Raw genomic sequence first — 23,995 nt, forward strand, 5'->3', positions numbered from 1 at the left:
AATTTTGCAGAGAAAAAACCGTCTTTGAAAAACAACTTTGTAGATACAAAACAATTGGTTCTTTTTCAATAAGTTTATATCGAACTCACGTTAAATAAAGCTTTAATAGCATTAAACATTTTAATCAAAAATTTAAAGTAAGTCATAGTTATTTATCCAAAATGATAAATTGTAAAAAAGTGTTTGTTTTCTTTTTGAAAAAAAATACCTCCTATGATTTATTCATTATTTGTGACAAATTAGCTTTATTTCTAAATAGATAAAATACTAGAGACAATCATAAAATGACAGTAAACTGGAACAATATACGCCCATTAAATAACAGCCTCAATGATGGCTTCGAAGAATTAGTTTGCCAATTGGCTTCACGAGAAATAATTGAAGGTCAGAATAAATTTTGGAGAATGGGCAAGCCAGATGCTGGAAAAGAATGTTACTGGGTTTTAAAAAATGATGATTTGCATATGTGGCAAACCAAATATTTTACAACAAGTCTATCGACTACTCAGTGGAAAGAAATTGATAAATCTGTTATAACTGCAATTGATAACCATCCGGAACTTAAAAAATATTATATAGCTATACCTATCGACATGCCTGATGGCAAGGTAAAAGGAAAAACTTCAATGCTTGATAAATGGAAATCAAACACACAAAAGTGGATAAACTATGCCCAAACTAAAGGTATTAACATAACATTTGATTTTTGGGGTAGTTCTGAACTAATTAAAAGACTTTCAAGAAAAGAAAATGAAGGACTAAAGTATTTTTGGTTCAATCAGGAAGAATTTCTCGATGCTTGGTTCGACTATAAAAATCAGGAAAGCATTAATGCTTTAGGAGCAAGATATACAAAAGATCTGAATATCGAATTACCGATAGTCAAACTTTTTGAGGGATTAGCTAGAGATAATAACTTTAAAAAGCTATCAGACAAGAATTACTCCGATTTTATAGAAAAGTTTAACAACATTAATATTAAAGTCGATGACAAAATTATAAAAGAGAACCTCAGTAAATTACCGGAAATTATCCTTGCTATTAAAGACTCATACAAAGTAATTAATTTTAAAGGATGCGAAAATTTAGGTTTTAATGATATTGTTGAAAGCTTGGATACAGCATATGATCTAATAGAGAAAGTATTGAGACAAATTTATGCTATAAGATCTGAAAAAGAAAAAACACTAGCATCTTACTCACATAACCGTCCTTTCGCTACTGAAATTAATACTCTTGGCAAATTTATTTCTGCAATAGGTGATTATAAAGATTTTTTGCAAGGCGATACAGTTTTTCTTGCTAATAACCCATTTCTATTATTGGTAGGTGAAGCAGGAATTGGAAAATCTCATTTATTTGCCGACATTGTAAAAACAAGAAGTGAAAATCAACAGAAAAGCCTTTTCCTGCTTGGCGAAAATTTTTCAAACAAAGATTTGCCATGGACACAAATACTGCACAATCAATTACGAATTAACAGAATTGATGAGCTCGTTTTTTTAAGTGCACTTAATTCTCAGGCTGAAAGTGTACAAAAGAGAACTATAATTTTTATAGATGCAATCAATGAAGGTGAAGGAGTACACATTTGGCCTAATCGATTGAAATCATTTATAGACTCCGTTAAAGCATTTCCGTGGCTTGGTTTGATATTAAGTTTACGTTCTTCCTATGAACGACTAATTGCGCCCGATGCTCAATTTGATGAATCCTCAATTTTAAAAGTCCATCATGAGGGATTTGCGAACTTAGAGTATGAAGCTACAAAGCGCTTTTTCGAGTACTACAATATCATTGAACCAGGAACACCTATATTGAATCCAGAATTTCACAATCCACTTTTTCTAAAATTATTCTGCAAATCCATACAGGCAAAAGGTTTAACACAGATTCCTCCTGGCGTTGACGGTATTACTTCAATAATCGAATTTTATCTTGACAGTATCAACGCTAAACTGTCATTGGCTAGTGAGTTACATTATGATGAAAATAAAAAATTAGTACATAAAGCAGTCAATAACGTATTATCTCAAATGGTTAATGATGACCAAGAATTCCTTTCCTATGATGATAGTAATAGGACAATAGATTACATTTTTACTGGGAATTGTTATAAGCCTGAGCCGTTTTTAAAAAAACTGCTTTCTGAAGGAGTCTTCAATAAAGATCTTAGATGGTCGAATGATGGAAAAGAGTTTGAAGTAATATATTTTGCGTATCAGAAATTCCAGGATCATCTCACAGTTTCAATGCTGCTGGATAAGTATTTGAACATAGAAAATCCACAAGAGTCTTTTGAAAAAGGAAAGCTTCATGAATTGATTAAGGATAATATAAATTGCTGGAAAAATCAAAACTTGATTGAGGCTTTAGCAATACAACTTCCGGAAAAAACAGGTAAAGAAATATTCGAATTCTCAGATTATACAAAAACATTTTATCAAATAGCCGATGCGTTTTTAAATTCCTTAATATGGAGAAAACCGGAAAGTGTGGGTGAAGCAGCTAAAGATTTTGTAAATGATGTCATTATTCAAGACGATGAATTATTTGATAGGTTCTTAGAGACAGTTGTATCCGCATCAATGAAACCTAAGTTTTATTTTAATGCAGAAAGTTTGCACAACTTTTTAAGTGGCTTTGCTATGTCAGAAAGAGATGAAATTTGGACAAAATGGCTTCAGGATAAATATGGTGATAATAACTATACAAACTCAGTCAGTCGCTTAATAGATTGGGCATGGAAGGATGATGTTAAACTTCATGTTTCAGAAGAGTCTGTGTTATTAGCCTGTACTACAATTTCATGGTTTTTAAGTAGCTCTAATCGTTACCTAAGGGATGGTTCTACAAAAGCTTTAATTTGTTTGCTTCAAAATAGAATACATTTGCTTCCTGCTCTTTTGAAGAAATTTAAGGATATAGAAGATTTATACATACTAGAAAGGTTATATGCAGTTTCCTATGGATGTGTATTACGTTCAGGAAAGAATCAGTCTTTGATAGAATTGTGTAATTATATATACTACAATGTTTTCAATAAAGACAAGGTTGTACCTAATATCTTGTTACGTGACTATGCCAGAGGTGTGATTGAATTTGCATTATACCAAAATACTAAATTAGACTTCGATGTTGCTAAAATTAGACCACCCTATAAAAGCCAGTTGCTTCCAACAAAATTTCCTACCAACAAAGAAATTGACTATAAATTTAAGCCTAAAGGTGATGAAGGACATTATGGTAAAGGTCAATGGGGCGTCACTGCGATTCTTAGTTCAATGGTTACGGAGTACGGACGAGATACAGGAGGTTATGGTGATTTCGGTCGATATGTTTTTCAAAGTGCACTAAGTAATTGGAAAGTAGATTATAACGGCTTGAGCAATTATGCTATTGAAAGAATTTTCGAGTTGGGTTATGATCCAAAAATATTCAGTGAGTTTGACAGTAGACAAAGTTCTGGACGTGGAAGCGGCCATAAAGAGCGTATTGGAAAAAAATATCAATGGATTGTATTCTATGAATTGTTAGCAAGAGTTTCAGACCAATTTGAACTTTTAGATGAATCTGAATGGGATGAAAAAGAGAAAACAATTCTTTACGATGGTCCTTGGAACCCAAATGTTAGGGATATTGATCCTACAATGATAATTAAAGAAACTAAAGCAGAGCGATATACGCAATACACAAGAAATTGGTGGTTTAAAACGACCTTCAATTCATACGATTTACCGATAAAAGATTGGCTTATATCCAAAGATAATCTGCCAATACCATCCAATATATTAGAAGTTGATGATACTGATGGAAATAAGTGGCTGTGGCTGGATATTGATTTAAGTTGGACTGAGCCAGAAATACTTGGTGAAAATAGGTACGGTAGTAACAGAAAGAAACTCGCTTACTGGGTATCAAGTTATCTTGTCCGTAAGAGTGATCTCTCAAAAATAGAAAAGAACTTTAAAGGTGATTTTTTCCGTAGCAGTCTACCAGAAATTAGAACAATGACACATGTGTTTTCTAAGGAATATTATTGGTCTGAGGCTTTTACGTGCCATAATAAACCGTATTATAATGGTGAAGATTGGATTGAAGTATATAATAGAAAAAATCACAAGATAATTGGAGAGTTTCATCGTACTAGTGAATATTTTTTATGGGAAGAAGAATATGATTGTTCAAAAACGGATTCTATTTACTATCACAAGCCAGTTCACAAGATTAAAGAAGGACTTAATATAGAATTTTCTAAGAATGAAGGAGAATTCATAAACAGCAAAGGGGAACTTATTTGTTTTGACCCTTCAGTAAATAATAAGAGTCCTACTGGATTAATTGTTAGAAAAGATAAATTAATTGAGTGGTTACAAAAAGAAGACCTCATATTATTATGGAATGTAAAAGGCGAGAAACAAGTCATAGGTAACCAGAATTGGAAGAAAGATGAATTTTTAGGGCAATTATATTTATCAGGCTTATATAAATTAGATTCTAAGGAAATTAAAGGTAAATTGGAAACTTTAATTAGAAAATAATAAATTAACTTTTGTGATTATGGTTTTTATTCATATAATTTTAAAATTGACACTCCTTCTCCCGGCTGGTTCGAGCGTCTCGCTTGGATCTTCATGCTTAATAAGATCAAAAATAGTAATTTCTTCAACCGTTAAGGTTAAGGTTAATCCTATTTTTATTGCAGCTAGTCCAATGCCGATTGCTGATTGCCTGTTTTAAGGTGCATCCCTTCGGGTCGGGCTGTCCACTGTAGCTGCTACTACGTAGCAGGCTGCCGCTCTCATCCCTAGCGCAATTGGCTCTTAATTGTCAGTCTACGTTTCATGTATTAATACTTATACTTTTTTGAATTCATTACTGTAAATTCTTAAAAATATACCATGTCGTGTAATTTTGTAATTTACTTTGAATAATTATTAATTTATTACAAAAGCTATTTTAATCAACTTGCCCAAACCTAAACACATAAGTATAAATCATGACCTTTATAATTTGTATCATTATTATTGCCTTGGTAGCTTTTTATATCATATTCCGACAAGCACAGGAAAAAACTAAATATCAAGACAACCACTACCTGGAAAATTTAAATAAGATTACCTCGTATTTTGACACAATTCAATCTTTAAATGATTACGTTACATGGGTACATCGCGATCAGATTAAATTAGAATATTCACCCGTAGCTAAGTTTTTTAAAAACAAAACCAACTTTTACAAGAAAGAGGAGTCAGTCAGAATATTCAATAAAAACTATTATGATTTAGATAACTATATTATCCAATACAACCAAAATTATGTTCAGTCACAAATAGAAAAACTTAAGGACTATTTTGACGATATTGAAGGCAAGCAGCTGGACCATCAACAACGCACGGCTGTAATAACCGACGAATATTCTAACCTCATTATTGCCGGTGCCGGTTCTGGAAAAACCCTAACCATTTTGGGTAAAGTAAAATACCTCATCGAACAAAAAAACAGCAATCCTAAAGACATTCTATTATTATCGTTTACCAAAAAAACAGTCGATGAATTAAATGAACGACTAATAAATATGGGGCTTAGTGTCCGTGCTACCACTTTCCATAAACTGGGATATGATACCATAAAAGAACATAGTACCACCATTCCAGCCTTAACCAATGAAAACACCTTGAGCAATTTGGTAAAAGAGTTCCTATCGAAAGAAATTTTCAACAACGAAGAAGCCCTAGAAGCCTTCGTTGTTTACGTGGCCTGTTATATGAACATTCCCGAAGAAAACGATGAGTATGATTCCCTTGGCGAAAAACTAGATACCGAAAAAGGTATTGATTTTGAAACATTACGATCTAAATCAGAAACTGACTTAAATAAAGTACATAAAGCTGCCCTTGACACCATCCAAGGCGAAAAAGTAAAAAGTGTCGAAGAACTTACCATTGCCAATTTCCTGTATTTAAACGGAATCAATTACGAGTACGAAAAAGCCTATCCTCATGAAACAACCATGTATCGTCCCGATTTTTATCTAACCGACTACGATATTTATTTAGAACATTTTGGTGTCGACGAAAACAATCGCGCCAAATGGCTTACACCCAAAAATGAAGAAGACTATGTAAATGAGATGGAACTAAAAAGAGAAAGGCATAAAGCACACAATACAAAACTCTTAGAAACCTATTCCTATTACAATAGAGACAAAATCTTACTTGATAAATTGCGCAACATGTTAGAAAACGAAAATGTAATTTTCAAACCCCGAGATACTAAACAAATTTTTCAAGCAGTTGCCCATAAGGATAAAAAATTTGGAAAAGAAATAGCCAATCTCATTATTACTTTCATCAATCTTAGCAAATCAAGACAATTAAATTTTCACAAATTAACCACTTTGTTTTTAGATAAAAAGAAAACTGAAAATCCATTCAAGCAAGAAAGGCAAGAGCTATTTTTGAAATTTGCATTGCCCATTCTAAAAAAATACAACGACATCCTCCAAGACAAAAGTGAAATCGATTTTAATGATATGATTAATCGGGCAACCGATCTGGTGCGAGAGCAAAAACCAAAATATTCATACAAGCATATCATCATCGACGAATACCAAGATATATCCTATTCCCGTTTTAATCTTATTAAACAAATTCGTGAAGAGTCCGGAGCACGATTAATTTGTGTAGGTGATGATTGGCAATCCATTTATCGTTTCGCTGGCAGTGACATTTCGCTGTTTAGTAATTTCGAAAAGTACGTAGGGAAACATGAGCAATTATTTATAGAGCAAACCTATCGCAATTCACAAGCACTCATTGATATCACCGCTAAGTACATTCAAAAAAACAGCAAACAAATCCCTAAAAATCCAAAATCTAAAAAAGAGGCACAATCAAACCCGCTCTTATTTGCCTATTACAATCAAGACAATGCAGAAGCCGTTTTTGTAGATGAAATCAAAAAAATCAAAGAAAAAAATGGCAACAAACCCATTTTAGTGTTAGGGCGTCATGCCTTTGATATCAACGAATTTATCCAACTCAAACCAAACAGCAAAATAAAATATTACGAGCGTAACGATAAATTAGAAGTCCAAGGTTTTGAAGATATTGATATCAAATACATAACCGTACACAAATCAAAAGGCTTAGAAGCCGACAATGTGATTGTACTGAATTTAAAAAACCATTTACTAGGCTTTCCTAACAAAATGACCGATGATCCCATGTTGTCCTTATTGCTCAGCGATGACGAAGAATTCCGTTTTGCCGAAGAAAGACGCTTGTTTTATGTGGCATTAACCAGGACAAAAAACCAAGTAGTCTTATTAATCCCTACAGAAGTATCTTTATTTGCTGAAGAATTAGTTAAAGACAACGATTTAATATTCGATGTAAATAACGAAATAGTACGTAAAACCAATTGTCCGTATTGTATAACGGGCCACCTTGTAATTCGAAAAAATCCAGCAAACCATAATCAATTTTTAGGATGCTCCCATTATCCTAGTTGCAATCAAACATTTAACGACATCAAAATATTAGATAACACCATCCTTTGCGACAGTTGTAAAAGCGGATTTATGACCCTACGCAACGGCATGTACGGTAATTTTTTAGGCTGCACCAACTATCCAAAATGCAACAAAACTATAAAATTACAGTAAGTAAAAATCCATGTGCCAAATAACCCCCAAAATAAAGCTCTGCACTTGCGCCACCAAAAACGCACGAGAACTCAAAAACTATTGGGTTCTGCATAACTATAATAAAAACAAAGGCATAATAATTGTCGGCGAAGTTATGGTAGACTTTAACCATATGAGTTAGCGATTACAAAGCCAATCAAAAAATACTCTTACAGCGCCTCAACGAACCTGATGTGTTTGATACGCACTTGGCTTTTCAAAACAAACAAGTCTTATAACTTGTTTTAAACAGCAGTAAATATCAATATCCCTTTACTCATTGTTTTCAATATCACAACGGCACTTGGAAAAACAAAAAATACGAACCCTTTGATTTAGAAATGCATTACAACGAAATCGCACAAGGTAAATTCAGAAGCAAATAAGCTGTCTCACTCCGGTCGCTTGCTTTGTTCCGTTTCAGTTTTTATTTTTCCTGAATTGAATGCAGTAGCTTTTAAGTTTGAAGACAAAAAGGATGTTTTACTTTCAATTGTCCCTCCTTTACCAACGCTCAAAAAAAATTACTGTCATGGTTATTGCTGCAATAACTCGTTCGCTCCACAACTCATGCCACTAATTTTTTTCCCAAAGCTTCTTTACATAATGTGGCATTATAGTGCATGTACTACTTCCCTACTCTTAATGAAATTTAAGGATGCACTATAATAACATTATGTAAAAAAGCCGCTCACCCAACGCACTTGCCGGTGGCTTCAGGACAACATTTTTTGCAGCTCCCATCGCACCACCCAGCTACAAAAAAACACCGTCCTTCGCCACTGGCTTAAACAATGTTTTGTATTCTATCTGAAGCTTTACGATTATCATTGCTTTTAAGAACGTTTGCGTTAACTGTCTTTATCAGCTTTGTGTTTAAATAGGAAATAGTTGCATTGCTTTTGTAAGTAATAAAATGGCTTTAGATTTTCAGTTCATTCGCCTATAGTAAAAGCCATTTTATTACACACAAAACCAAAATTCCCGGCAAGAGTATTATTTTTTATTTGCCATAACACCAAAATACATTGTTCCCGCAATAGCTGATGCCTTTGCATTACCAAACCAAATAATTCTGAATACTAATCCCGAAACTATCGGGACTGAAAACTGAACACTAATTCCGGCATCAGCTTTCACAAAAACAATCACATCATCCCGATAAACAAATAAAAAAATAATACCCTTGCCTGCGCTGCTGCCCCATCGCACTAGGTAAGTATTTGCATTGTTTTTTGAAGATGCTTCCTTTTCATAAGACAATATACTGCTAACTGAAAACTGCCACTGCCGACTAACTAAAAAGCATCCTCAAAAATCAAATCAAAGAAAGAGTATCAAATTCTTTGGCTTGATGAATAGCTTTTTATTTTTGATTTGGTTCATCCATCCATCCAAAGAATTTTATACCCTTTCCAAGACGACCATTTTCCAAATCAACACCCAATACTTCAGATTAAATCCGATTAAACAAGAACATTTGAATTAGATATTCAAAATAAAAAATAAAAAAAAGAGAGCAAAACTAAGTTCCAGGTATTCAAAAAAGCAAGTTCAAGCCCTCCAGGTTTCATAAAAAATCTCCACCCTTATATTTCCAGTTGACAATTTAGCTGAACACTAAAAACTGCCTACTGAACACTTCTATTTAGGTAGTATTTTTTCTGAAAAACCTGCTTTTTTGAAACCTTCCACTTGAAGAACGGCTTTCTTTTTTTCTTTTTTTTCTTTTGAAATGATTATTGGTGCAGAGCGTAGCGAGGCATTAAGGCATACATCAGAAATAGCAAGGAATAAGAAGAAAAGCTAACCTTAAAACCTGAAGCTATGCCAAATTTCATCATCAAAACGCACCAAAAAGACACACACTACAGCAAACCTCATTTGTTCATTCTGAACAAAGGGATGAACAGCGGTAAACCCCAAAAAGAGCCATTTGCAAACAGTTTTGTAATCATTTTTCAAAATGAGGAAGATTGTGAGAATATTTATTTTGTGGCTCACAGCTTATGGAAAACCAAGTTTTGGCATCCATTTTTAGTAGGTTCGGTTATTCCGTTTTTACGCCTTCAAAATTTTTCAAAAGAGTTCAATTTAAAAGCAAATTTGATGATGCAGGAATACGAAGAACATCAAAAACAAGTGACGGCCTTAAAATTGCTGGAGCAAAAAGAAAAGCAATTTAACGAGAACATTAATATCATAAACGATATGCGTAGAGTAATTTTATATCGTTATTGCAATAAAAAATAACCCAGCAGATCTGGGTTATTTACTTGTGGACAGTCAGGATTCGAACCTGAGAAGTTAACTGCAATATGTTCATCCTTAATTTTAATCAATTAGACTTTTCTACTTTTTGGTCTGCCCGCGTTAACTCCAATCCACCTTTTCAAAAAAATTCCAATGTCGTTCATATCTTCTAGATTTTTTATATAGTTAAAAACTGTTATTCCGCCCAATGCAAACTGGAAAAATGTTGCTGGAGGACATCTAAAAAGAGTAATCGATAAAAAACTAAGTATTACTAGTATTCATAAAATAGTTAATTCAAATATAATGATAAAATAAAAAAAGTCAAGTCTTCTCAGACCTGACTTTTATCTGTTTAACCCAAAGGTCACCACAACTAGGGCTAAACTTATTTTTTGTGCTTCTTATTTAGGCTTTTAAGTAATAACGAAATCATAAAACTGACAACGGCTCCAACAGTAGCTAAAACAGCAGTTTTTACAATATCTTCAGATTGAATATTAGGTACTATACTTAAAAAGGTGCCTCCTGCAGTTCCCATTAAGGTATGGTTATTCGCTGTCATCAATTGTACTAAGCTGACTTGCAGCCGACAAAACACCTCCAGCTACAGCAACATAACCTCCAATGGTAGTGACTATTACTGGCAAAGTGATAGGAGCAGCTAAAATAGTTCCTCCAACGGCTGCTAATGCCAAACCAACATTTCGAAGCACTTTAAAAAACTTTGGTGTGGGAGCTGAAGCTCTTCTTATAATTTTTTTCATAATCTTTTTTAATTTGTCATCCTGCCCCCTGCTTTTAGGGAGAAGGAGCTCTATTCAATAATCAATTCAACACTTTCTTCATTGTCCAATGCTTTATAAACAAGTTCTTTCAATTTATTAAAAGCTATTCGCGACATTAATCCAAGTCCTGGACCGGAAAGTTTGGTTACCGGAGCAATACAGCCTTGCAATTCCTTTATAGCATTATTAGCTGGATGAAATAGAATAAACTTTCTATTGGGTACATTCACCAATTCCAAATGCCATTTGTATTTGGCACTGTATCGCTTTCTTATAAAATATTTCCCTTCCGGAACACAGGAAACCTTCGTTTCGTTTCTCTTCCACGGCAATTCAATAGTATTACAAATCAGTTTGCCTTCACATTCGAGTTTACCATTGGTTCCTTCAGGGAAATAAGTTCTAGTTAAAAACAAAACCATAATTCTGATTTCTAAATTCTAACTTCTGCTTAAACGCCTCCGTCAACTTGGATAAGCGCTAAAGGATTATAAGCACCGTTTTTCAAAGAGTACATACTTCCGTTCACCTCTTGGTAGAACTCCAAACCTAAAGCTAAAAACAATGGTTTTGTGCTGTTAGGAGTAACGGTATTTACTTGGTTAATCACAGCTGTAGCCGTAGCATCCCATGCCAAAATAGCGGTTTCTGCATGTTGCTCAACAAAGCTTTCATTCTCAAAATCTACTTCAACACCAGCCGAAATAATTTTGAAATGAGTAGTTCCTCCAGGAGCAGCAATCATGTTGGATGGAATAAAAGATGGAATATCCACGGTAATTTCACCCGTAACTCTGTCGATGCTTCCGGTATAGGGAGCAAACAAACTAGTACCTAGCTTTCCTCGAATATTAAATTCAAATCCAGCTAGCAATTCCGCCTCACCATCAATTACGTTTCGCAATCCACGTTCGTTAGTAGAATCAGCCTGAATCACCTTAACCATAGATTGCGTCAAACGGCTCACCATTCGGCTATCTGCCGAGTTTAACAACAGTACGCGCAGAGCAGTTCTTAAAACCTTTCCTGCTTTCCCAGCTCTACCAAACTCAGAACCGTTTTCACGTGTTCTTTGAAACGCAGGATCAGTCGCGATTCTGTTAGCGTCAATTCCGCCTTTTTCTCTCGCTAAATGACCATCCTGCGTTTTATAAAAAGTAATATCCCCGATAGTACCTTTCAATTTAATTATGCCCTTTTGCCTTGCCATAATTTCTGAAATTTAATTCAACATTCATTTAAAATCTCTTTCATTCGTTCAATCAGTTGCAACTACATTTTGAATGATTACAGCAAAGTTTACAAAGCATTTTTCAAAAGGAAAAACCACTAGTGTACCATATGTCCAAAAATGGCATAAGTGTCCAATATGAACCTAAAAACACGGTAAATAAGTATGAAGAATTATAACTAAATTGCAAAAGAATTTCTGCACGTCAGAAGTATAGCATCGCTATATCAAAGTTAAGTATAAAGTATGAAAACAAATACCCAGAGGGTATGCATCTATCCAAAGGACATACAGCGTATAACAGGAAAAAGTTATCGTCAAAGCACCAGATTGATGCAAAAGATAAAAAAAGACCTCAATAAGCTCGAAAATGAGTTCCTAACGATTGATGAGTTCTGTACCTATTCAGGTATAAAATATGAACAAGTAACTCACTTGATTTTTGGTTAAAATTTAAAAGTATTAGTACTTCTAATTTTCCCAAATAAATCACCAAATTTAAACTTAACTAGTTCAAAAAATAAACTAAGCATTTTTATTTACAACATATTATGCTTAAATTTACACATACGATTTATGATACTTTGAATAGTAAATAATAGGTGGTAAAATCGGTTACCCTTAATATGTAACCTTTGTTAACTCCATTAAAATATGGCGTTTTGGGAATAGTTCGATTCCCGGCGACTCCACTAAAAGCCTTGTAAACAACTCATTTACAAGGTTTTTTATTTTGAATTTACGAAAAAATAGACACAAAAAAAGAGGAGCTTTAAACTCCTCTTTTTTATATTCGATTATTATTAAATTATTTCAATTCGAAACTTGACTTAGAAACTAAATCTCCTTTATCAAAAACATTTACATAATAAGTTCCTTTTTGGAAATCTTTTCCTGGTAAGTTTTCAGAAACCTGAACTGTTTTATTTTCATATTTTACAGTACTGGTAAAACTATAAGTCAAATCTTTTCCGTCAAAACTAATGTTTTTCTTTTCACCTAAAACATTATTCTTGCTGTCAATTACCTGTACATAATAGGTTTTATCACCTGATTGTGCAATTTCATTTCCGGCAATTGTAAAACTAATTTTAAGCATATTAGTTCTTCTTGCTTTTTCCGTTTCGATTTCTTTTCCTGAGCTTCTTACTTTATAAGCCGAACTTTTGATGTTTAAAACCGTCAATTTAGAACCTTTTTCAACAACTTTTGCTAATTCGTCATTTTGACCAACTAAAGCTTCATTGAATTTTTTAGATTCGTTCAAAACCACAGCGGTACTATCGCGTTGTGCTTTTACTACTGTGTTTTCATTTTTTAAACCTTCGTTTTCGGCCATCAAAGCTTTTAACTTATTTTGCAAAAGATTCATTTTAGTTTTAAATGCCGAAAGATCTCCTTTGGATTTTTTTACTTCAGCCATTAAACTTACCACTTTGTCTCTTTCCTGTATTAACTCATCAGACATTGAAGTATTTTCAGCAATTGCAGCATCATAAGTCGCTTTTAATTCTTCTAAATCTTTCAATACCGATTCTTTTTCGCTAACAGTCGTGGTTAATACTGTTTGTACTTTTTCGGTGTCAGAAGATAATTTAAAGATATAAACTAAACTCCCAACTAATAAAACCGCCAATACAGCAATAACTGCTTTAAGACTTGTACTACTTTGCTTGTTTTCCATTTTTTTAACTTTTTTTCAATTTTAATAATATCAAATTTAACAATATAATTTTTAACCTATAACGTAAGTAGAGAAATTATATTATTTTTGAGAAAAAATTTTCTTTTTATGGATAAATTTCTGCCGTTTACAATCAATGATCTTGCTAAAGTAACGAACCATAGAAGTGGCGAAATCAAATTTGGAGAAAAAATGCTTACGGTTCCCATGGGCGAAAATCCAATTTCTTACATCAAAAATACCGAAGCAAAATATATTTTACTAGGAATTCCGGAAGACATTGGTATCAGAGCTAATTTTGGAAGACCCGGAGCGGCTTCAGCCTGGAATGAAGCCATTAAAAGCATCGCTAATATTCAGCACAATCGCTTTTGTAAAGGCAATCAAATACTGGTTTTAGGACAAATTAATGTTTCGGAAGAAATGGCCGAAGTAGAAAATTTAGATTTTAATACTATTGACGACCGCGTAAAACTGAGTCAGTTAGTCAAAAAAATTGACAAGGATGTTTCCCATATTATTTTTAGCATTGTCAAATTAGGCAAAATTCCCATTATTATTGGTGGCGGACACAACAATGCCTACGGAAACATAAAAGGAACTGCTTTAGCAAAAGGAAAACCCGTTAATGCCGTCAATTTTGATTCGCATTCCGACTTTAGAATTTTGGAAGGTCGCCATAGCGGAAATGGTTTTTCCTATGCTTACGAAGAAGGTTTTTTAAAAAAATATTTTGTTTTTGGACTGCACGAAAATTATACTTCTAAAAGTGTTCTGGACTTTATCAAAAAAACCGAAGACCGAATTCGCTTTAACACCTACGACAGCATCAATATCCGAAAAGAAAAAAACTTCACTCAGGAAATGAATGATGCCTTAGAATTTATCAAAAATGATTCTTTTGGTATTGAAGTCGATTTGGGTGCTATTCCTAATATTGCCAGTAATGCTATGACTTTAAGCGGTTTTTCGGTTGAAGAATTGCGCCAATTTGTTACTTTTTTTGCTAAAAACAAAAATGCGTCTTATTTACACATTTGCGAAGGCGCTCCTGATTTGGATGTCGATAAAAACAACCATCTCGTTGGAAAATTAATCGGTTATCTGGTTACTGATTTTATCAAATCCAGAACAAGCAAAAACGTTCTTTAAAACAAATGGCTTTTAGAATCCTTAATTTAAAACTTGGAAACCGCATTACGCAATAAGCATCCGGAATAATAATACTATCTTTGCAGCACTTATCACTGTAACGCTTACAGGATAATTAACACCAAATTTATGTTATTCGAAGATTTATCCCTTTCAAAAAGTATTCAAAGAGCGGTTTTTGAAGAAGGTTACACCGAACCTACCCCTATTCAGGAACAAGCGATTCCCCTTATATTAGCCGGAAATGATTTGATTGGTTGCGCCCAAACCGGAACCGGAAAAACGGCGGCTTTTGCTATTCCTATCATTCATCAATTGCACCGAATAGTTGGTTCTTCCAAAAAACCAAAACAAATCCGTGCATTGGTCATCACTCCTACTCGGGAATTAGCGGTGCAAATTGGTCAAAGTTTTGATACATATGCCAAATATACAAACCTTACACAGCTGACTATTTTTGGAGGAGTTTCCCAAAATCCACAGGTAGATGAATTAAAAAAAGGAATCGACATTCTGATTGCAACTCCCGGACGATTGTTGGATTTACACAAACAAGGCTTTGTAAACTTAGATCATTTACACACCTTAGTTTTAGATGAAGCCGATCAAATGCTCGACATGGGATTTGTAAACGATGTAAAAAAAATCGTAAAACTGACTCCTAAAAACCGTCAAACCTTATTCTTTTCGGCCACAATGCCAATTGCCATCAGGGAATTAGCCGAAATGTTCTTAACCGATCCGGAAACAGTTACAGTTTCTCCGGTTTCATCCACAGCCGAAAAAGTAGAACAACGTATTTATTTTGTTGAAAAGGGCGAAAAAAGAAACCTGCTTTACAGTTTGCTGCACAATGAAAATCTGACGGATGTTTTAGTATTTGCCCGAACCAAACACGGCGCCGATAATATTGTAAAAGCGCTGCGCAAAAAAAATGTAGCCGCCGAAGCCATTCACGGTGATAAATCACAAAGCGCCAGACAACGCGTTCTTGATGCTTTTAAAAATAAAGAAATTGGTGTTCTTATTGCAACAGATATTGCTGCACGAGGAATTGACATCGATCAGTTACCTTATGTAATTAACTTTGATTTACCGAACATTCCGGAGACTTATGTCCATCGAATAGGAAGAACCGGACGTGCCGGAAATGGCGGAATTGCGATTTCTTTTTGCGGAAAAGACGAACATGGCTATTGGAAGGATATTCAACGACTCATAAAAGTTGATGTAAAAACCATCACTGATCATCCGTATCAATGGCATTCCGGAAGTCTTGAACAAACGGAAAGCAAACCCAAAAACAACAACCGAAGCGGAAAATCGACTAAATCCAGAAAATCAGATGCTTCTAAGAAAAACAAAAAACGTTGGTACTAGCCAACGTTTTTTGTTTTCTATAAATTAAGATTCTTTACTGTTTAGTTTGCCCACCGATTTAGCAACAATCGTCGCCACAGCAGCATCGCTGGTAATATTCACCACTGTTCTGCACATATCCAAAGGTCGGTCGATAGCAAAAATTAAAGCCAATCCGGCTTCAGGAATTCCGGCCTGTCCTAAAACAATTACCAGCATTACCATTCCGGCACTTGGCACAGCTGCCGAACCAATTGACGCTAAAGTAGCTGTAATTACAATCATGGCCTGTGTAGAGAAATCCAATGAATAAGGAAGCATCGCCTGAGCAATAAAAATAGCAGCGACAGCCTGATACAAACTGGTTCCATCCATATTTACTGTAGCTCCCAAAGGCAAAACAAAACTGGAAACCTCTTCATCAACACCCAGATTATCTGTTACACATTCCATTGTTACCGGAAGTGTAGCGGCACTGGAACTGGTTGAAAAAGCTAATAATTGAGCCGGAGCCATCGCCTTAAAAAAACGTTTAGGACTTACTTTGGCAAATAACACTAGCAAGGTAGGATAAAACAAAAAAGCCATTATCACTAGACCTAATAAAACAGTCAAACCATAAATAGCCAGTGCTCCTAAAGTTGAAAATCCCGGAATTTCAACCATTAAAGCTGCCATTAAGGCAAAAACTCCATAAGGTGAAAACAACATAATAATGTCTATTATTTTCAAAATGACATCATTCATGCCTTTGAAAAAATCAACAACCGGTTTTGCTTTTTCTTCTTCAATTAAAATCAAACCTATACCAATAAGAACTACAAATAAAATAACCTGCAACATACTGGAATTATCTCCCATAGCCGTAAAAATATTTTCCGGCACAATATCTACCAATGGCTGAAGAGGACCACTTTCTTTAGCTTTTTGTGCCAACTCAATTTTTTGCGAAGCATCACCGGCAAAATTTGACAACAAACTCTCCCTTGCTTCCTGATTAATATAACTTCCCGGTTTTACAATATTGGCCAAAACCAATCCTAAAGAAACTGCAAAAAAAGTAGTTCCTAAATAAAACAATACCGTTCTCCCTCCTAATCTTGACAGCTTGGAAATATCTTTCAAATCGGCTAAACCCACAATTAAAGACACAATAATTAAGGGAACGGCAATCATTTTTAATAAATTAATAAAAACAGTACCAAATGGTTTTACCCAATCCACCACAAAATCTTTCAACTCAAAATTTTTCATTAGGAATCCAAACAACAACCCCAGAACAATTCCTAAAACTATTTTCCAATGCAAAGCCAAGCCTTTTTTCTTCATCCTTTTTTATGTTAGTTAAATTTTAGCAATAAAAAAAACTCCTCTGAGAACAGAGGAGTTTTTAACAGTTTCACTGAAAGATTATAATATTTTATTTAGAAACCAAAAGAATATTTCAACAAATCACCTCTTATAGGCAAAAATAGAAAAAAATCCTTAGCTTGCTATTTTGCGTAAGTTTTATTTATCAAATAAAAATCTGCCAAAACAATCGCTGCCATGGCTTCCACAATTGGCACTGCACGTGGCACCACACAAGGATCGTGACGTCCCTTTCCGGTCATCTCGATAATTTCACCTTTATTATTTAAAGAATCCTGTTTTTGCATAATAGTCGCCACAGGTTTAAAAGCCACTCTGAAATAAATATCCATTCCGTTACTTATTCCTCCCTGAATTCCACCTGAAAGATTAGTTTTAGTAGTTCCGTCAGCATTGTACAAATCATTATGTGCACTTCCTTTCATTTTTGAACCTTCAAATCCGCTTCCAAATTCAAAACCTTTTACAGCATTGATAGAAAGCATGGCTTTTCCTAATTCGGCGTGCAATTTATCAAAAACCGGTTCTCCTAAACCAACAGGTACATTTTGGATTACACAAGTCACCACACCACCTACTGTATCTCCTTCTTTACGAATTTGTTTGATATAATCTTCCATTGTAGCCGCCATTGCTTCATCCGGACAACGCACCGGATTGCTCTCAATTTTAGAAAAATCTAATTCCTGATAGGGTTTATCCAAAGATAACGGACCAACAGCTGAAACATAAGCCTGAATTTTAATATCAGACAACATTTGTTTAGCAACAGCACCGGCTACTACTCTACTGGCTGTTTCACGGGCAGAGCTTCTTCCTCCTCCGCGATAATCTCTGAAACCGTATTTTTGATCATACACATAATCGGCATGACTGGGACGGTAATTATCTTTTATATGCGAATAATCGTCTGATTTTTGATTGGTATTGGGAATGATAAACCCAATAGGTGTTCCGGTTGTTTTTCCTTCGAAAATTCCGGATAAAAATTGTACGGCATCCGGTTCTTTACGTTGGGTAACTATCGCTGACTGTCCCGGTTTTCTTCTTGACATTTCTAATTCAATTGCATCAAAGTCTAATGCAATTCCTGATGGACATCCATCAATAATTCCTCCTAAAGCTTCTCCGTGTGATTCTCCAAAAGTTGTGATTCTAAATAGGGTTCCGTAGCTATTTCCTGCCATTATAAAAAATTTTGAACAAATGTAATATTTTAGTTTTAGCTTTAAAAATTAAAGATTTAAAGATTTAAGTCTTAGCTCTAAAATTGTCCATTTTGTTTACAAATATCACCTCATTTATTAACCTTAACTTTAAGATAAGTTCACACATTCAATGTTAATTTGCATAACAACAAATTAATAAGTCAATTGAAAAAAAGAAAAGTTGAAGTAGTTGTAATCTCAGATGTTCACCTGGGAACTTACGGAAGTCATGCCAAAGAACTAAACAACTATTTATTATCCATAAAACCTGAAATTCTGGTATTAAATGGAGATATTATCGATATTTGGCAATTCAGAAAATCTTATTTCCCAAAATCTCATTTAAAAGTTATCCAAAAAATAATCAGCTTTGCCTCCAAAGGTACTAAAGTATATTACATTACTGGTAACCACGACGAAATGCTACGAAAATTTACCGAAATGAATATGGGAAATTTTATTCTGGCGGATAAACTTGTTTTAGAACTAAATGATAAAAAGGCCTGGATTTTTCACGGTGATGTTTTTGACGCTTCGGTAAATCATGCCAAATGGATTGCTAAATTAGGCGGTTTAGGATATGATTATCTGATTCTGATGAATCGTTTTATCAATTGGTGTCTCAAAAAAATAGGTCAGGAACCTTATTCTTTTTCGAAAAAAATAAAAGCCAGCGTTAAAAAAGCGGTCAAACATATTTCGGATTTTGAAGAAACGGCAACCGAATTAGCCATTGAAAATAATTATGATTTTGTGATTTGCGGTCATATTCACGAACCAAAAATTTTGAAAAAAAATAATAAAAATGGCTCAACGATGTATTTAAACTCCGGAGATTGGGTTGAAAATCTGACTGCTTTAGAATACAACCGAAAAAAATGGAAATTATTTCGCTACGAAGAATCCAAATACGCCGAAACAGAAACCAGCACAGAAAAAGAGGAACTTACTGAGGAACAACTCATTGCCTCTATTATTCTTCCCAAATAAAGTTTTGTATATAGATTCCGATTAAAAAAATATGGGAATTCTGTAAAAGATTATAATTATATAATAAATGTCACGTTTAAGAATAATTGTAGATTTGTAATATCAAAACTTAAATTATGAAAAAAATCATTTTATCAGCTTTTATGCTAATGGGATTAGCATTCAGCACACAAGCACAGGAAATTTCAAAAAACGCTCTGGGTTTACGTTTAGGAGACAACGATGGTTTTGGTGGTGAGATATCCTACCAAAGAGGTTTGTCTGACAATAACCGTTTAGAGTTAGACTTAGGATGGAGAAACAACAACAATGTGGATGCCTTCAAATTAACAGGTATTTACCAATGGGTTTGGAACATTGATGGTGGTTTTAACTGGTATGCTGGTGTTGGTGGTGGTGTTGGTAACTGGAATGCTAAAAATGCCGATTACAACAAAACTTTCGTTTTTGTAGCCGGAGATCTTGGTATTGAATATGGTTTTGACGAAGTGCCAATCCAACTTTCTTTAGACATCAGACCTGAATTGTATTTTTCTGATAATGTTAGCGGAGATAATTTTGGTCCGGACATCGCTTTAGGTATCAGATACCAATTCTAATCCTAAAAAAATACACATAAAAATGCCACCCGTTTAAGGTGGCATTTTTTATTGGACTACTATCGGTTTTTTCGAATTTATTTTCACTACCGTATAAGGATAAGTTATACTTTGTGTGAGCATTGCTCCGGGTTCCGGATGCAGTTCTTTAACTTTAATCACAATATTTGTATCAGTTTCCGTAACTTTATCAACCGTAATAGAATAACCTCCGGTAGGTTTTTCGCCCATATTCAGGATAATAAAATTAGATTCCTGCACATCATTGGCGCTAATTTTTCCTTTCAGCTTTTCGTCGCCTAACAGCATTTTAATTTCTTTGGGTTCGGTTAAAATTTCATAGAAATTAATATTTCCTCCGCCATCATTTTGCTGTAGCAAAACTTCATATAAAGCTTTCTTTTCGGGAACTTTTACAGTCGTTTTACAGGAAAATAAGGTTATCATTAAAACTAATACCAGAATACTTTTTTTCATTTCTAATCTTTTAATCATTATCCGGTTTAGATTATTGCTTACATTTTTTAGAATATTTTTTGATGGCTTTCTCGTAAATATCAATATACAAAGGCAAAATTAATTTGATGTCAAATTTCTTAGCCACCGACAAAGCATTTTCCTTAAACTGAGCTAAAACCGAATCCTCTTTTAAAATTTTCAACGCATTTTCAGCCATTTCGTCAACGTTACCCACATCACTCAAATAACCAGAAACTCCCTCGAAATTTACCTCCGGCAAACCACCCGAATTACTGGAAATTACCGGAACTCCCCAGGCCATTGCTTCCAGAGCTGCCAATCCGAAACTTTCGGTTTCTGAAGGCAACAAAAACAAATCCGAATTACTTAATATTTTATCTATTTCATTACTGTTTCCAAAAAAGATTACTTTCTCTAAAATGCCTAATTCCTGACATAATAATTCAGCTTTTTCTTTTTCCGGACCATCACCAACCATTAACAATTTCGCCGGAATCTCTTGCTGAATTTTATGGAATATTCGAATAATATCCGGAATGCGTTTTACTTTTCTGAAATTGGAAATATGCGTAATAATGCGTTCTTCGGGCTTTGCAATCAAAGAACGTCGGCAGGGAACGTTGTATTCGTTATTGTTTTTGTCCAATTCAATAAAATTAGGAATCACATGAATATCCCTTTTAATTTTGAACAAATTATACGTGTCGTCTTTTAGACTTTGAGAAACAGAAGTCACCACATCCGATTTATTGATACTGAAACTTACCGCCGGTTTATAGTGCGGATGATTCCCCACCAGAGTAATATCGGTTCCGTGCAAAGTAGTAATCATCGGAATTTCGATTCCTTCATTTTTCAACATTTGCTTAGCCATATAACCGGCATAAGCGTGAGGAATGGCATAATGTACATGCAACACATCGATTTTATAAAGTTTCACCATATCGACCAATTTACTCGAAAGGGCTAATTCATAAGGCTGATAATGAAACAAAGGATATTCCGGCACATTTACTTCATGATAATGCACATTAGGACTCAACAAGGCTAATCGAACCGGCTGGCTGTAGGTTATAAAGTGAACTTCATGACCTAAACGTGCTAATTCCAACCCTAATTCGGTAGCGACAACACCACTTCCTCCAAAGGTTGGATAACAAACTATTGCTATTTTCATCTGTAATTTTTAATACGCCTAAATTAATAAAAATAAGCCTTTTATTTCATAAAAGAAGACTAAAACTGGTCTAGCCAATTCCTTTACTTTCTAACTACTTTTCAATAGCCTGATAAATAACCGATTGAATATCTTCGCGAATATTTTCTCTGGAAAGTTTATTCATCGATTCGTTCGGATAAGTTCTGTTAGACAGAAAAACATAAACAATTTCTTCAGCTGGATCAGCCCAGGCCATTGTTCCGGTAAAACCCGTATGCCCAAAACTAGTCATCGAAACACAACCACAAGTGGGGCCTGAATCACCTAGTTGCGGTTTGTCAAAACCAATTCCTCTTCTGTTCCCTTCCGGACAATAGTAACAACTGTTAAAGTCATTGAATGTTTTTTCCGAGAAATAACGTTTTCCGCCATAACTTCCTTTTTGCAGATACAACTGCATTATTTTAGCCACATCCAAACTATTCGAAAACAATCCGGCATGACCGCCTACTCCGCCCTGCATTGCTGCACTTATATCATGCACATATCCCTGAACGGTCTGATTCCTGAAATAAGTATCTACTTCTGTTGGAACAATTCGGTTTTTATCTATTTTCCCAATAGGATTATACATCGAATTATTCAACCCTAAGGATTGGAAAAAGTTTTCGGTACTTAAAACATCTAATTTCTTTCCGGTTGCATTTTCCAAATAGGCCTTTAAAATCATAAAAGTAAAATCGCTGTATTTATATTCCCTCTTTGGCAATAATTTACTGTTTACAATAATTTTCAAAATCGTATCCTCATAATCACTTCTTAAATAGAGATTTTCGGCAATTTTTAAAGCAAAATCTTCGCTTGCTACGTTTCTGTAATATTGAGGCAAAGGATTTCCTTTTTTATCAACGGTATTTTTATAGAATGGATACCAGGGTTGCAAACGTGCATAATGAGACAATAATTCTTTAAACGTAATATCTTTTTTATTCGATTTTTTAAAAACCGGCAACATCGTATCTAAAGTCGTTTCCATGTTTATTTTTCCCTGATCGTATTGCTGCATCACATTGGGTAACGTTGCAATAATTTTAGTCAAAGAAGCCAAATCATAAACATCCGAATTAGAAACTTTAATGTCTTTTTCGTAAGTATGATAGCCGAAAGCTTTTTGATAAATGACTTTTCCTTTTCGGGCGACTAAAATTTGCATTCCCGGAGTCATTTTGCCATCAATTGCTTTTTGAGCAAAACCATCAATTTTAGATAAAATAGCTGCATTCATACCTACACTTTCCGGAGTCGAAAAACCTAAAACATCTAATTTTTCAGTTGATAAACCAAAATTCTCTGTAAATAATAAAGATATGTTGAGTGGCAATTTACCTTCAGCACTTATAGTACCAAAAATCAATTCGGCTGAAACCGTTTGAGCTATTGGTGAATTTTGATAAGAAACAATTAAACCTTTAATATTACTAAAATCCGGAATGGATTGCAATACGGCCGGAGAAGCAAAAACATCTAAAATAACCGAATTATGCTGCGCTAAAGTATTAATCATTGTCAACTCAGCAGCGGAAAACTGAATCGTTTCAACATTCGTTTCCAATGGATGATAACCAATAATAACTTTTGAAAATCCTGTTAATTTTGCTTGTAAACTTATCAGATTCGTATCGGTAATTTCCGTTACTTCTGTATATTTTCGCAATGTAGTTAAAAAAGTTTCATTGGAAGCATTACCCATTTTTACATAAGCAATTTTCTGATTTTCCAGATTTTTAATAGGCAAAACAGCTTCTTCATTTTTCAAAACAGTGATGTTTTTTTCAAAGGAAGAATATTGTGTCGCTTCTGTTTTTGAAGCATCTAAATTTTGATAAAATTGTCGCAGTTTTATTGTATCCAAAGCTATTTCTCTAACCGTTGAAATCTCTTTTAGCTGCGTTATTGTTTCTGACGAAGTTGACTCAGACTTATTCTTTTTTGTCAGACTACAGGCAGCTACAAAAAAAAAATAAGACATAA

The 23,995-nt window shown here is 34.3% G+C and carries 18 protein-coding genes; 7 read left to right on the forward strand and 11 right to left on the reverse strand.

Features of this window, described 5'->3' with window-relative positions; translation table 11 throughout:
- Positions 1–284 precede the first annotated feature (284 nt).
- Positions 285–4,541 (forward strand): NACHT domain-containing protein, encoded by a 4,257-nt coding sequence (locus B6A10_RS06485; RefSeq protein ID WP_188220213.1) that lies wholly within the window; start codon positions 285–287, stop codon positions 4,539–4,541.
- Between the two features lie 458 nt (positions 4,542–4,999).
- The gene (locus B6A10_RS06490) at positions 5,000–7,669 is read left to right on the forward strand and encodes a UvrD-helicase domain-containing protein (protein ID WP_188220214.1); all 2,670 of its coding nucleotides are present in this window, start codon (positions 5,000–5,002) and stop codon (positions 7,667–7,669) included.
- 1,017 nt (positions 7,670–8,686) lie between these two features.
- On the opposite strand, the gene B6A10_RS06495 is transcribed toward B6A10_RS06490, so the two are convergent.
- A complete protein-coding gene (locus B6A10_RS06495) occupies positions 8,687–8,953 on the reverse strand; it encodes a hypothetical protein (protein ID WP_188220215.1) in 267 nt (88 codons plus the stop codon).
- A gap of 564 nt (positions 8,954–9,517) precedes the next feature.
- Here B6A10_RS06495 and B6A10_RS06500 point away from each other — a divergent pair.
- Entirely contained in the window at positions 9,518–9,943 is a 426-nt protein-coding gene (locus B6A10_RS06500) for a DUF6943 family protein (RefSeq protein ID WP_188220216.1), read from the forward strand.
- 388 nt (positions 9,944–10,331) lie between these two features.
- Here B6A10_RS06500 and B6A10_RS06505 read toward each other — a convergent pair whose 3' ends face one another.
- The 5 genes from B6A10_RS06505 to B6A10_RS06525 all read right to left on the reverse strand — a co-directional run bounded on the left by B6A10_RS06505 (position 10,332) and on the right by B6A10_RS06525 (position 13,646).
- The gene (locus tag B6A10_RS06505) at positions 10,332–10,508 is read right to left on the reverse strand and encodes a hypothetical protein (protein WP_157499553.1); all 177 of its coding nucleotides are present in this window, start codon (positions 10,506–10,508) and stop codon (positions 10,332–10,334) included.
- Positions 10,495–10,710, reverse strand: coding sequence for a hypothetical protein (locus tag B6A10_RS06510; protein ID WP_188220217.1), 216 nt, complete (start codon positions 10,708–10,710; stop codon positions 10,495–10,497). The genes B6A10_RS06505 and B6A10_RS06510 overlap by 14 nt, the downstream gene beginning before the upstream one ends.
- Before the next feature lie 50 nt (positions 10,711–10,760).
- On the reverse strand, positions 10,761–11,153 hold the full coding sequence (locus B6A10_RS06515; protein WP_188220218.1) for a DUF5675 family protein: 393 nt from the start codon (positions 11,151–11,153) through the stop codon (positions 10,761–10,763).
- Positions 11,154–11,182: 29 nt separating this feature from the next.
- Positions 11,183–11,941 carry a hypothetical protein gene (locus B6A10_RS06520; RefSeq protein WP_188220219.1) on the reverse strand — a complete coding sequence of 253 codons (759 nt, stop codon included), beginning with the start codon at positions 11,939–11,941 and terminating at the stop codon, positions 11,183–11,185.
- Between the two features lie 829 nt (positions 11,942–12,770).
- Positions 12,771–13,646 (reverse strand): hypothetical protein, encoded by an 876-nt coding sequence (locus tag B6A10_RS06525; RefSeq protein ID WP_188220220.1) that lies wholly within the window; start codon positions 13,644–13,646, stop codon positions 12,771–12,773.
- Between the two features lie 108 nt (positions 13,647–13,754).
- Between B6A10_RS06525 and B6A10_RS06530 the strand changes: the two genes are divergently transcribed.
- Together B6A10_RS06530 and B6A10_RS06535 are read left to right on the forward strand one after the other, a co-directional pair.
- Complete coding sequence (locus tag B6A10_RS06530) at positions 13,755–14,798, forward strand: formimidoylglutamase (RefSeq protein ID WP_055092413.1); 1,044 nt, start codon at positions 13,755–13,757, stop codon at positions 14,796–14,798.
- Positions 14,799–14,927: 129 nt separating this feature from the next.
- Positions 14,928–16,178, forward strand: a complete 1,251-nt coding sequence (locus B6A10_RS06535) for a DEAD/DEAH box helicase (RefSeq protein WP_188220221.1) — start codon at positions 14,928–14,930, stop codon at positions 16,176–16,178.
- Positions 16,179–16,202: 24 nt separating this feature from the next.
- Here the strand turns inward: B6A10_RS06535 and B6A10_RS06540 are convergent, their stop codons facing one another.
- Together B6A10_RS06540 and aroC are read right to left on the reverse strand one after the other, a co-directional pair.
- On the reverse strand, positions 16,203–17,486 hold the full coding sequence (locus tag B6A10_RS06540) for a dicarboxylate/amino acid:cation symporter (protein ID WP_188220222.1): 1,284 nt from the start codon (positions 17,484–17,486) through the stop codon (positions 16,203–16,205).
- Between the two features lie 164 nt (positions 17,487–17,650).
- Positions 17,651–18,715: a chorismate synthase gene (gene aroC, locus B6A10_RS06545; RefSeq protein ID WP_188220223.1), complete on the reverse strand. Its 1,065-nt coding sequence runs from the start codon at positions 18,713–18,715 to the stop codon at positions 17,651–17,653.
- 186 nt (positions 18,716–18,901) lie between these two features.
- Here aroC and B6A10_RS06550 point away from each other — a divergent pair, with 186 nt between their 5' ends.
- Both B6A10_RS06550 and B6A10_RS06555 read left to right on the forward strand, forming a co-directional pair.
- Entirely contained in the window at positions 18,902–19,726 is an 825-nt protein-coding gene (locus B6A10_RS06550; RefSeq protein WP_188220224.1) for a UDP-2,3-diacylglucosamine diphosphatase, read from the forward strand.
- Positions 19,727–19,842: 116 nt separating this feature from the next.
- Positions 19,843–20,325, forward strand: a complete 483-nt coding sequence (locus tag B6A10_RS06555; protein WP_026714155.1) for a hypothetical protein — start codon at positions 19,843–19,845, stop codon at positions 20,323–20,325.
- A gap of 48 nt (positions 20,326–20,373) precedes the next feature.
- Here the strand turns inward: B6A10_RS06555 and B6A10_RS06560 are convergent, their stop codons facing one another.
- The 3 genes from B6A10_RS06560 to B6A10_RS06570 form a co-directional block, all read right to left on the reverse strand.
- Positions 20,374–20,802 (reverse strand): protease complex subunit PrcB family protein, encoded by a 429-nt coding sequence (locus B6A10_RS06560; protein ID WP_188220225.1) that lies wholly within the window; start codon positions 20,800–20,802, stop codon positions 20,374–20,376.
- 31 nt (positions 20,803–20,833) lie between these two features.
- Positions 20,834–21,982, reverse strand: a complete 1,149-nt coding sequence (gene bshA / locus B6A10_RS06565; RefSeq protein ID WP_188220226.1) for an N-acetyl-alpha-D-glucosaminyl L-malate synthase BshA — start codon at positions 21,980–21,982, stop codon at positions 20,834–20,836.
- Between the two features lie 94 nt (positions 21,983–22,076).
- The gene (locus B6A10_RS06570) at positions 22,077–23,993 is read right to left on the reverse strand and encodes a serine hydrolase domain-containing protein (protein WP_188220227.1); all 1,917 of its coding nucleotides are present in this window, start codon (positions 23,991–23,993) and stop codon (positions 22,077–22,079) included.
- Between the last annotated feature and the right edge of the window lie 2 nt (positions 23,994–23,995).

The organism is Flavobacterium pokkalii (assembly GCF_014596575.1).
In the GTDB taxonomy this organism is placed as follows: Bacteria; Bacteroidota; Bacteroidia; order Flavobacteriales; family Flavobacteriaceae; genus Flavobacterium; species Flavobacterium pokkalii.